Source organism: Acidobacteriota bacterium (assembly GCA_012517875.1).
Classification (GTDB): domain Bacteria; phylum Acidobacteriota; class JAAYUB01; order JAAYUB01; family JAAYUB01; genus JAAYUB01.
In genome coordinates, this window is sequence record JAAYUB010000167.1 from 1 (window position 1) to 11171 (window position 11171).

Sequence of the window (11171 nt, forward strand, 5' to 3'; positions counted from 1 at the left end):
AAAGAGACCGGAGTTCGAGCGGCCGCCTTCCGCGCTGATCATACCAATCCGAACGCCCTCGTGCCAAGGAGATCATGCGCCCGATTTTTCATCATGCTGAAAAATCTTTTTGACTTCTAACGGAGTATCTTTGTGGTGAATACAGTTCAAGAGGTGTGATCTATGGACGCCGTGCGACTGCTGGAGGAGCTGATCCGGATCGATTCGGCCAATCCGTTCGTCTGCCACGAGGTGGATCCCGACGACCCCGCCACCTGGAAGCTGGCGGGGAACGAGACCCGCATCACCGCGTACCTGGAGGGTCGGCTCCGTGAGGCGGGCTTCGCCGTACGGCGACAACCGGCGCACGCAGGGCCCGACGGCACGGTGTACCACAACCTCCTGGCCGAGAAGGGACGGGGCCCCGCGTCGATCCTGTTCTACGGCCATATGGACACGGTGACGGCCAGGCCCTGGCTGAGCCGCGAGCAAGCCCTCACGCCGGTGCAGAGCAGCCGCCGCATCGACGGCAGGGATCGCGAGATCATGACCGGTCTGGGCGCCAACGACATGAAGGCGGGGCTGGCCGCGGCGCTCGAGGCGCTGGCGCCGCTGGAGCCCGACGGCTGGCGCATCAAGCTGGCGTTCGGCGTGGACGAGGAATACTATTCCACGGGCGGCTACGTCCTGTCGCGCAGCGACTTTCTCGACGACGTCCGCGCCGTGGTCGTCCCCGAGACGGGCGACGGCCCCAACACCCGCCACGGCACCGGCACCATCACCCTGGGCCGGCTGGGGCGCTGCGAGTGCGTCATCGATGTCGCCGGCACCGGCGGGCACGGCGCCCAGGCGCACGACCCGGCGCTCGTGAGCGCCGCCGCTGAGACGGTGAAGATCGCCGCGCGGCTGGAGCGGCTCCGTGCCGAGTACCGGGAGCGGTTCACCTTCTGCGCCGAGCCGATGCCCGCGGCGGACGCCACCGGCGAAATCGCCGGCAGCACCTTTGTGAGCCGCGTCGAGGCCGGCGACGGGTCGCTCTCCATCCCGTCGGCGGGGCGGATCCTGGTGAGCTTCCAGCTCACGCCCGGCGTCACCGTGGCCAGCCGCTTCAAGCTCCTCGATGACCTGGTGGCGGCGATGTACGCCTCCGGCGAGCTGGCGCGCGTCAAGGTGTCCGGCGAATTCCGGCCCGTGCGGGTGTCGCTGCGCAAACGCCCCACCCCCTTCAACGAGGCCTTCTGCACCCCGGCGGACCACCCGTTCACGCGGCATATGCGCGGCATCGTGGACGAGACGGTGGGCTTCCGGGCGTTCAACATGGGCTGGTCCAATGCCGACGAGAACCTCTTCGCCATGGCCCGGCCGGAGCTGCCCATCCTGAACTTGTCGCCGCTCGGGCGCGACTGCCACAAGGCGGACGAATGGGTGGAGCTGGCCAGCATCCACGAACTCGTTTGCATCCTGCACGCCGCCGCCGCCCGGTTCGGGGAGTATCTCAAGGTGAGCGGGTGAATCAGCCAATCGGCTCGCGAAGGCGCCAAGCCGCCATGCGGATTCTGTTGTCCATGCATGGGCGAGTAAGGTAGAAGCGGACCCGCCGTGCCGGTGGCGGGACGGAAGAGCGTGAAATGAGCGCGGAAACCTTCGGCTGCAAACGGTGCTGGCCGCCGTGGGCGTCGGCGGCCCGGGAGGCGTTTCTGGCGCTGCCCGTGGAGGCCGAGCTGTGGACGAGCCCCGCTTCGCCGTCGCCATCCGCGCGGGTGCGGCCTGCGCTTCGTCAGCGTGTTCACGGAGCGCATCGACTGGGCGGACGGCGAGGATCCCCAGGACTGGACGGTGCTCCCCATCACAGCGGCGGGGCTCGCGGCGCTCGCCGCGACAGGCGCCGCCATCGAACCGGCCCTGATCACCCTGGCGCCCCGCCGGCGCTCGCTGCGCCGCGAGTTCCCGAAGGGAAGGCGGCCGAGGGTGCATTGGGATAGCGGGATCTCCATCGGCCCGCACGACTGAGGGGGCGCTGCGCCGGGGTGGCGAACCGGCGAGCCGGCGCCCAGTCGGGGGACCTGCCCCAATCGTCATTACTCAACTATCCGCACAGCGATTGGGAGCGAGCCCCGAGACTCGAGATCCGCACCCCGGGGCTCGCCCGGCTCAGGCCTGCCGCCGGAAGACCTCGTCCCAATCCAGCCGGGCGGTCAGCTGCATGGTCGCGAACAGGGTGGCGACGCAGAGCGCGCTGATCACCAGGCCGGTGTACCCCTCGAAGAAGAACGTGTAGGAGAAGCCCACCTGGTACACGAGCTGGGAGACGCCCACCTCCACCAGGGCGAACCGCACACCCGCCACGAGGCGCATGTAGGTGAACACCAGCAGCACGGAAACGGCGGCGCAGACGGCGAACGCCGCGTGGATGTCCACGTGATCCACCAGGTACGCCAGCAGCAGGTGAAAGCTGAAGAATGCCGCGGCGATGAAGAAGTAGTGCATGGGGTGCAGGTTGATCCCGCGCCGCGTGGTGAGCACCAGCACCAGGAAGAAGAACAGGAACAGCGACACCGGCGCCGCGGCGGTGACGGCGGCCACCCACGGCCCCGGATTCAGGCGGTGGGGCAGGCCGATGCCCACGCGGTCGTCGGTGAAGATGTTGGTGAAGCGCCAGGCCAGGCGCCAGCCGCCGTCGCGACGCTCCTTGGCAGCGGGCGAGATGCCGCCGGCGGGAAAATCGAAGCCGTCGAAGTCGGTGTCCATGGTCAGGGTGAAATCCCGGACCTGTGCGACCTTCTCGCCGAAGCGGTACCACCACTCGTCGAGGCCCTGGGAGTCATAGGCCACCTCCAGCCGGGCCTCGTCGCCCGGCGCCACCCGCGTGCGGACCCGGATCTTGCCGTCGGTCACGGGCACCTCGGTCACGGGCCGGCCGGCCACGGCCAGGCGGAAGTTGTCGAGCCGGGCGTCACCGGCGGGGAAGGGGAAGGTGATCCACACGTCGTGCGCCTCGGCGGAGGTGTTGCGGAAGCGGTAGGCCGCCTCGAACTGCACCCGGTAGGTGGCGTACCAGAGGAGGCCCTTGCGGCGGTGGTCCACCTCGAGGCGCACCTTGATGTCGCTCCCGACCAGGGGGAGGACGTGGCTCACTGCGTCCTCCTTGTGTTCCACGACCGGCTGCTTGTCCCGCCACACGGTCACTTCGCGGAGTACGCGCTCGGTGTAGCCGGCTTCCGGGGCCGGCTGGGTCTGGGGAGAGCCCCAGAGCTGACCCACGGCGTGGCGGAGCTTGTCCTGCTGACTCTCGGTCCGGTATACGATGGTGCCGCTCAGCGCCAGCCAGGCGACGGCGGTGGCGACAAAGATCAGTCCGATGGCCAGGATGCGAAAGACGGGACGCATGGTCACCTCCGGTGGAAATGTGGGCGGTCACGGGTCCCGCCGGCGCCCATCATCGCGGCCGCGTGTGAAGACAGAATGAAGTCGCGGCGAAATCGGGGGGAATTCGGGACGGCCAGATTCACCACAGAGAACGCGGCGGACATAAAGGGATTGCTCGGCTTCCATTGATCATTTTTCATCGGTCATTTTGGGAGATGAAAGGGTGAATCGGCGAATCGGAGTGTAGGAGACAGTTTCAGATCCGGGCTAAAACAAAAAAATTATGTGTCCTCTGTGCCGTTGAGGTGAAGATTGACTATCCGATGTCCACGCTATGGGGACGAGCCCCGAGCCCCGAACCCCGATGTCCGTGTTACGGGAACGAGTCTCGAGCCTCGATTACGATCATGATTCCGAATTACGAGTACGAGTACGAGTACGAGAGAGGGAGACGGTTAGCGCTTGAAGAGAAAGTGCAGGAGCGGGATCAGCCAGCCAAGGATGAACGCGGCGCCAAGGTTCATCCGTACGATCACCGGCAGGTCGCGCATGCGGCGGTAGTGTGCGTAGAGGTTCATGGCGACGGCCAGCACCAGACTCACCAGCATCCCGTAGATCCAGACGGCGTGAAAACCGAACAGGCGGAAGAACAGGATGGAGTAGGCCAGGCTGAACAGGGGCCCCGCCAGCGCGGTGGCCAGCACCAGCGTCAGGAGGACCGTCATGGTCTGGGCCAGCCGGCTGGGCGGGTCGTCAATCCGGCGGGAGGTTTTCAGGAACCCCCAACTCATCAGAACGCCCAGCAGGAAGCCGGTGGGCAGCCCGACGATGAGCAGCAGCAGCAACTGGCTCAAGATCGCTTTGATCACGGATGATGGACCTCGTTCCGAATTATATTTAAAAACATGCTATCATGCCACGAAAATGAGCGGACGGAGCCGAATCATGAACAAGCGGCCCGGACGGGCTGAACCGGCGGCAGTCGAGGAGCGCTGGTGCGAATTGTCCTGTCCGTGGGCCGAGTTCCCGGACGACGTAACTGTGGACGGCTCCCTGTCGTGCCGGACGTTTCGCGCGCTCTATTGTCGGCAACTGGGGCGCCTGGTGCCCCAGAACGCCCGCTGCGCCGCCCGTCGGGCGGCGCCGGACGCGGCGCCGCCGACAGAACGCAACTGACCCGCCCGCGGGCCGTTCCCGCCCTTGCGGGCGGGGTTGGGCAGCGCCGCCGGCGGTCCGGGCGGGGATGCGCCGCCGGGGGACGAAAGTGCTTGACACCTAGGGGGGCTTTTGCTATAGTGCCGACTCTTTCGTGCACCGGACTCCAGGTGTGGATCCGGGTAATTCGTTCAAGGAGTTGACTGTGCCGACGATCAATCAGCTCGTCCGCAAGAGCAGAGCGCAGGTCCGGAACAAGACCAAGGCGCCTGCTTTGCAGCGTTGTCCGCAGCGCCGGGGCGTGTGCACCCGTGTGTACACCACCACGCCGAAGAAGCCCAATTCCGCCTTGCGCAAGGTGGCCCGCGTCCGCCTGACCAACGGGATCGAGATCACCACCTACATCCCCGGCGAAGGCCACAGCCTTCAGGAACACAATATTGTGCTGATCCGCGGCGGCCGCGTCAAGGATCTGCCGGGCGTGCGGTACCACATCGTCCGCGGCACGCTGGACTGCGGCGGCGTCGACAAGCGGGCCAACTCCCGCTCCAAGTACGGCACCAAGCGGCCCAAGAAATAACCACAGGAACGGAGTACGAGGATGCCGAGAAGAAGAGAAGTCGCCAAGCGCGCCACCCCGCCGGATCCGATCTATAACAGCGAGCTCGTGACCAAATTCATCAACTGCATGATGGAGAAGGGCAAGAAGACCACCGCCGAGGGCAGCTTTTATGCGGCGATGGACATCATCTCCAAGAAGGCCAAGGACGATCCCCTGAAGATCTTCAAGCGGGCCGTCCAGAACAGCAAGCCCCAGGTGGAAGTCAAGACCCGCCGCGTGGGCGGCGCCAACTACCAGGTCCCCGTCGAGGTGAGCCCCACCCGGCAGCAGTCGCTGGCCATCCGCTGGCTCATCGGCTACTCCCGACAGCGCGGCGAAAAGACTATGAAGGAGCGTCTGGCCAACGAGCTGATCGACGCCTTTAACGAGCGCGGCGCCACCATCAAGAAGAAGGAAGACACCCATAAGATGGCCGAAGCCAACAAGGCGTTCGCCCACTTCCGCTGGTAATCCGCCGCTTTTTCCGCATGCAATGAGCGATCGAGCAGTCCGGCCGTCCGGACTGCATCTGTTTATCCCCCCAGCCGCGTCGCCCGGAGCGCGAGGCCCGAGCCGAAACGGGATCCCGGCCGGCCGGCTGCCGTGACACAGGAGTAATGCCGTGGCGCGCCAAACCCCTCTGGAAAAAACCCGCAACATCGGGATCATGGCCCACATCGACGCCGGTAAAACCACCACCACCGAGCGCATCCTCTTCTACACCGGGATCACCCATCGCCTCGGCGAGGTGCACGAAGGGACCGCGACCATGGACTGGATGGTCCAGGAGCAAGAGCGCGGCATCACCATCACCTCGGCCGCCACCACCTGCTTCTGGCAGGACCACCGGATCAACATCATCGACACGCCGGGCCACGTCGATTTCACCGCCGAGGTGGAGCGTTCGCTCCGTGTGCTGGACGGCGCCGTGGCCGTGTTCTGCGCCGTGGGCGGGGTGGAGCCGCAGTCCGAGACCGTCTGGCGCCAAGCCGACCGGTACAACGTGCCGCGCATCGCCTTCGTCAACAAGATGGACCGGCCCGGCGCCGATTTCATCAACTGCATGGCCATGATGCGGGCCCGCCTCGACACCGCCCCGCTGGCCGTCCAGCTGCCGCTGGGGGCCGAGGACGCCTTCCGCGGGGTGATCGACCTCGTGCGCATGAAGGCCTACATCTACGACGACGAGACGAAAGGCGCCCACTACCATGAAACCGACATCCCGGCGGAGCAACTGACCGAGGCGGAGAGCTTCCGTGAACGGCTGCTGGAGACGGCCGTCGAGATGGACGACGCGGTGCTGGGCAAGTATCTCGAGGGCGTCCCCGTCACCGAGGCGGAGCTCAAGACCTGCATCCGGAAGGGCACCGTGGCGCTCCGCTTCACCCCCGTGCTCTGCGGCGCGTCCTTCAAGAACAAGGGCATCCAGCCGCTGCTCGACGCCGTGGTGGACTACCTGCCGTCGCCCCTAGACGTGCCGCCGGTGGAGGGCCAGGACGAGCGGGGCGGGACGGTGGCGCGTCCCTGCGACGACGACGCGCCGTTCGCCGCGCTGGTGTTCAAGATCATGACCGACCCGTACGTCGGCTCCCTCGCCTTCATGCGGGTGTACAGCGGCCGGCTCGCCAACGGCACCACCGTCTACAACTCCACCCGGGGGGCCAACGAGCGGATCGGCCGGCTCCTCAAGATGCACGCCAACAAGCGCGAGGAGATCCCCGAGATCTGGGCCGGCGACATCGCCGCCGCGGTGGGTCTGAAGAAGGTGAGCACCGGCGACACCATCTGCGACCGGGACGCCCCGGTCCTGCTGGAGGCGATCGATTTCCCGGCGCCGGTCATCAGCGTGGCCATCGAGCCGAAGACCCAGGCCGACATCGACAAGATGAGCGGCGCGCTCGGCAAGCTCATGGCCGAAGACCCCACCTTCCGCGTGAAGGTGGACGACGAGACCGGCCAGACCATCATCTCCGGCATGGGCGAGCTGCACCTCGAGATCATCGTCGATCGCCTCATGCGCGAGTTCGGCGTCGAGGCGCGGGTGGGCCGCCCCCAGGTCGCCTACCGCGAGACCGTCACCAAGGCGGTCGAGGCGGAGGGCCGCTTCGTGCGCCAGACGGGCGGGCACGGCCAGTTCGGCGTGGTCAAGCTGAAGGTCGAGCCGCAGCCGGCCGGCGGCGGTTTCGAGTTTGTCAACGGCATCTTCGGCGGCACGGTGCCGCGGGAGTACATCCCCGCGGTGGAAAAGGGCATCCGCGAGGCCATGGAGAACGGTGTGCTGGCGGGCTACGAAATGGTGGATGTCAAAGTCACCCTCTATGACGGTGCCTATCACGAGGTGGATTCGTCCGAGATGGCCTTCAAGATCGCCGGTTCCATGGGCTTCAAGGAAGGGGCGCGCCGGGCCGCGCCGGTGCTGCTGGAGCCGGTGATGAAAGTGGAGGTGGTCACCCCCGAGGAGTACATGGGCGACGTGATCGGCAACATCAACGCCCGCCGCGGCCGCATCACCCACATGGAGCACCGCGGGAGCACCCAGGTGGTCACCGCCATGGTGCCGCTGGCCGAGATGTTCGGCTACGCCACCGACCTGCGCTCCCTGACCCAGGGACGCGCCACCTACACCATGCACTTCAACCAGTACGAGCCGGTGCCCGCCCAGCTTGCCGAGAAGATCGTCGGCGGCGGGAAGTAGGGGGAAGTGAGAAGATAGGTGATAGGGGAAGACGTCTCTCAGACTCGTAATTCGGGCTCGTAATCGCAACTCGTACTCGTACTCGTACTCGTTATCATAATCGAGGCTCGAGACTCGAGGCTCGTTCTCGAAACGCGGACATCGGACTTCGGGCAGTTCATCTTCACCACAGAGGCACAGAGGACACAGAGTTTGTTTATGATTTGCCTGGATCTGAAACTCTTACTAACACTCCGATCCACCGATTCACCCATTCCCCCTTTGAATTGATCAATGACAAATGACCAGTGAAAGATGATCGATGAAAAACGAATGATGCTTTTGTGTCCTTTGTGCCAATGTGGTGTCCCCTCACCGCGATTCCGCCGCCCCGACCTTGCCATCCATCCGGCCGTAGCGTATAGTGGCCGTGTTCCGAAATCCACGATCCGCAGCGCACACCGAGGACGGCCGCGATGAAACTGATCATCCAGATCCCCTGTTTCAACGAGGAGCAAACGCTGGCCGCAACCGTCAGCGACCTGCCCCGGACGGTGGCCGGCTTCGACGCCGTCGAATACCTGGTGGTGGACGACGGCTCCACCGACGGCACGGTGGCGGCCGCCCGCGCCTGCGGCGTCCACCACGTGGTGAGCCTGCCCCGCAACCGCGGCCTCGCATTCGCCTTCGCCGCCGGTCTCGACGCCGCCCTCAGGCGCGGAGCCGACGCCGTGGTCAACACCGACGGCGACAACCAGTATCGCGGCGAGTACGTGGCGCCCCTCGTGGCGCCGATCCTGGAGGGGCGCGCCGACATGGTCATCGGCACCCGGCCCATCGGCGAGATCGCCGACTTCTCGCCGCTGAAGAGGCTCCTCCAGCGGCTCGGCTCGGCCACGGTAAGCCTGCTGGCCGGGGTGCGCGTGCCCGACGCGGCGAGCGGCTTCCGCGCCTTCTCGCGGGAGGCGGCCAAGCGGCTGTTCGTCACCAGCCGGTTTTCGTACACCCTCGAGACCATCATCCAGGCGCCAGCCAAGGAGTTGGCCATCGCCTGCGTGCCCATCCGCACCAACCCGGCCACGCGCCCGTCGCGGCTGTTCCGCTCCACCGCCACTTTTCTTCTGCGGAGCGCCGGCACCATCGGACGCGTGTTCGTGGTCTATCGGCCGTTCGCGTTTTTCAGCACGCTGGGCGCGCTGCTCTTCACGCCCGGCGTGGCCCTGGGGGCGCGGTTCATCTATTTCTTCGCCATGGGGGAGGGGAGGGGGCACATCCAATCCCTGATCCTGGCCGCGGTGCTCCTGCTGGGGGGCTTCCAGCTGTTTCTCACCGGCCTGCTGGCTCATCTGTCCGCCACCAACCGGCGGCTGGCGGAGGAACTGCTGGTCCGCGTCCGCTCGCTGGAGCTGGAAAAAGTCAGGAGTGAGGAGTGAGGAGTTCGGAAGGTCGTAATCGTGATCGTAATCGAACCGTTTGAAGGTTTGAAAGTTGGAATGTTCGCAGGTTAACAAGTTCCCAAGTTCACAGGTTCGCGGATGGTTGATCGATGTCGGACATCGGATCTCGGGATTCGGGGCTCGCGGTTCGTCTCCCGTCCGCCGTTTCCCGATTCACCCATCTACCAATTCACCCATTCACCTATTAAATCTGGTTTTCCGCTGCAATGACCAATGATAAATGATCGATGACAAATGACCCTTGCCAACCGTACCGTCTTTCCTTGCCGCGGTTTCCCGCCGGCCGCGGCCCGTCCCCCCTGATTTGCCCAGAGTAGATATGGCCGGATACTCCGGAGTGAGAACGAGTCCCAAGCCTCGAGCTCCGTGCCCCTTACCCAAACCCCAAACCCCAAACCCCAAACCCCAAACCCCAAACCCCCAACCCTGAGCCCTTAACCCTGAGCCTCTAGCCTCTAGCCTCGCCCCTTCCGGCTCTTCGCGTGGGGATGGGCCTGCTGGTACACTTTGATCAGATGCTCGATGGAAAGGTGGGTGTACTTCTGGGTGGTGGACAGGCTGGCGTGGCCCAGCAGCTCCTGGATCACCCGCAGGTCGGCGCCGGCGTTCAGCAGGTGCGTGGCGAACGTGTGGCGCAGAGTGTGGGGGCTGATCTTGAGCCGGACGGCCACGCGATGGATGTAGCTGTTCAGGATCCGCCGCACCGAGCGGTCCGTCAGGCGCCCGCCCCACAGGTTGAGGAAGGCGGCCTGCCCTTCGCGGCCTTCGGCCGGCGCGGCGGCCAGGATGAGCTGGCGCTCGGGCCACCACGCCGCCAGGGCGTGCGCTGCGGCCTCACCGAACGGCACCAGCCGCTCCTTCTTCCCCTTGCCGCGCACGCGGATCATCTCCTCGGCGGAGTGGATGTCTTCCGTGTTGAGCCCCACCAGCTCGCTGACGCGCATCCCTGTGGCGTACAGCAGTTCCAGCAGGGCCCGGTCGCGCCGGCCCTTGCGGGTGGCCGGGTCGGGCGCCTCCACCAGCGCCTGCACCTGGTCCAGCTCCAGGTGCACCGGGATCCGCCGCGGGGTGCGGGGCATGCTCACCGACAGGGCCGGGTTCCTGACCAGCACGCCGATCCGCACCAGGTGCTTGAAGAAAGACCGCAGCGTCGACACCTTGCGGCAGATGGTGGTCTTGGCCAGGTTCTTCTGGTACAGGAAACCGAGATACTCGCGGATGGACAAGGGATCGATCGCCTCGACCGCCGGCTCCACGGCGTGGCCGCGGCTGTCGGTCCGGGTGAAGAAGGCGGCGAACTGGCGGAGGTCCGCCTCGTAATTGCGCGCCGTGTGGACGGACATGTTTCGCTCGAACTTCAGGTGCTCGAGGAAGAGGTCGATCAACTCCGGCAGCTTGTGGCCCACGGTGTGCTCCCTTGATCCTGCCATTATATGATGGAACGGGCGAAACGGCGAGCCGGCGTGGCTCAGGCGGTCCGCCTGAGGAATCGAACCGGCGAGCCGACGGGGGAGCTTCACCACAGTGACGCAGAAGGTGCGGAGGGATCCATTTGTCATTGATCATCAGACAGTATTCAGCGGCCTTTTTGTGTTGTTGGTGATCGCTGAATTGTTGTGGGCTATTCAAGTCAAGATGGGGCGTACTGGAATGACAGGCGATCTCCGAAGTCCCAAGTCCGACATCCGAAGTCCGATATCCACAAACCTGTGAACTTGGAATTTGTTGAACCTGCAAACATTCCAGCGTTCAGACATTTAAACGGTACGATTACGATCACGATTGCGATCGCGGGCACGAACCCTCAACTCTCATCTATGAGAAGAGCGCTCCCGTCAAGACAAAACACACCCTTCCCCTGGAGAGGGGCGCATTCTGTCTGGACGTGGTGATTGCTTCCGGAGTCACAGACTATATTGCTCCTGTCTACCAATCTGGA

At 65.2% G+C, this 11171-nt stretch carries 10 protein-coding genes; 7 read left to right on the top strand and 3 right to left on the bottom strand.

Annotation, left to right across the window (positions count from 1 at the left end):
- Positions 1-162: 162 nt before the first annotated feature.
- Both GX414_15855 and GX414_15860 read left to right on the top strand, forming a co-directional pair.
- Complete coding sequence (locus tag GX414_15855) at positions 163-1491, top strand: M20 family metallopeptidase (GenBank protein NLI48576.1); 1329 nt, start codon at positions 163-165, stop codon at positions 1489-1491.
- A gap of 270 nt (positions 1492-1761) precedes the next feature.
- Positions 1762-1989: a hypothetical protein gene (locus GX414_15860; protein NLI48577.1), complete on the top strand. Its 228-nt coding sequence runs from the start codon at positions 1762-1764 to the stop codon at positions 1987-1989.
- A 141-nt stretch (positions 1990-2130) separates the two neighbouring features.
- On the opposite strand, the gene GX414_15865 is transcribed toward GX414_15860, so the two are convergent.
- Together GX414_15865 and GX414_15870 are read right to left on the bottom strand one after the other, a co-directional pair.
- Positions 2131-3366: a hypothetical protein gene (locus GX414_15865; protein ID NLI48578.1), complete on the bottom strand. Its 1236-nt coding sequence runs from the start codon at positions 3364-3366 to the stop codon at positions 2131-2133.
- 434 nt (positions 3367-3800) lie between these two features.
- Positions 3801-4214 (bottom strand): hypothetical protein, encoded by a 414-nt coding sequence (locus GX414_15870; GenBank protein ID NLI48579.1) that lies wholly within the window; start codon positions 4212-4214, stop codon positions 3801-3803.
- A 76-nt stretch (positions 4215-4290) separates the two neighbouring features.
- Between GX414_15870 and GX414_15875 the strand changes: the two genes are divergently transcribed.
- The 5 genes from GX414_15875 to GX414_15895 all read left to right on the top strand — a co-directional run bounded on the left by GX414_15875 (position 4291) and on the right by GX414_15895 (position 9208).
- Positions 4291-4521, top strand: coding sequence for a hypothetical protein (locus GX414_15875; protein ID NLI48580.1), 231 nt, complete (start codon positions 4291-4293; stop codon positions 4519-4521).
- A 184-nt stretch (positions 4522-4705) separates the two neighbouring features.
- Positions 4706-5080, top strand: a complete 375-nt coding sequence (locus GX414_15880; GenBank protein ID NLI48581.1) for a 30S ribosomal protein S12 — start codon at positions 4706-4708, stop codon at positions 5078-5080.
- Between the two features lie 21 nt (positions 5081-5101).
- Positions 5102-5572, top strand: coding sequence for a 30S ribosomal protein S7 (gene rpsG / locus GX414_15885; protein ID NLI48582.1), 471 nt, complete (start codon positions 5102-5104; stop codon positions 5570-5572).
- A gap of 151 nt (positions 5573-5723) precedes the next feature.
- Positions 5724-7796 (top strand): elongation factor G, encoded by a 2073-nt coding sequence (gene fusA / locus GX414_15890; protein ID NLI48583.1) that lies wholly within the window; start codon positions 5724-5726, stop codon positions 7794-7796.
- A gap of 455 nt (positions 7797-8251) precedes the next feature.
- The gene (locus tag GX414_15895; protein NLI48584.1) at positions 8252-9208 is read left to right on the top strand and encodes a glycosyltransferase family 2 protein; all 957 of its coding nucleotides are present in this window, start codon (positions 8252-8254) and stop codon (positions 9206-9208) included.
- A 479-nt stretch (positions 9209-9687) separates the two neighbouring features.
- On the opposite strand, the gene xerC is transcribed toward GX414_15895, so the two are convergent.
- The gene (xerC, locus tag GX414_15900) at positions 9688-10662 is read right to left on the bottom strand and encodes a tyrosine recombinase XerC (protein NLI48585.1); all 975 of its coding nucleotides are present in this window, start codon (positions 10660-10662) and stop codon (positions 9688-9690) included.
- Positions 10663-11171: the final 509 nt, after the last annotated feature.

Excerpts from the sequence above, each read along its gene's own strand:
- xerC (NLI48585.1), bottom strand. The coding sequence starts at position 10,662 with ATGGCAGGATCAAGGGAGCACACCGTGGGCCACAAGCTGCCGGAGTTG.
- GX414_15875 (NLI48580.1), top strand. The coding sequence starts at position 4,291 with ATGAACAAGCGGCCCGGACGGGCTGAACCGGCGGCAGTCGAGGAGCGC.
- GX414_15895 (NLI48584.1), top strand. The coding sequence starts at position 8,252 with ATGAAACTGATCATCCAGATCCCCTGTTTCAACGAGGAGCAAACGCTG.
- GX414_15855 (NLI48576.1), top strand. The coding sequence starts at position 163 with ATGGACGCCGTGCGACTGCTGGAGGAGCTGATCCGGATCGATTCGGCC.
- rpsG (NLI48582.1), top strand. The coding sequence starts at position 5,102 with ATGCCGAGAAGAAGAGAAGTCGCCAAGCGCGCCACCCCGCCGGATCCG.
- GX414_15865 (NLI48578.1), bottom strand. The coding sequence starts at position 3,366 with ATGCGTCCCGTCTTTCGCATCCTGGCCATCGGACTGATCTTTGTCGCC.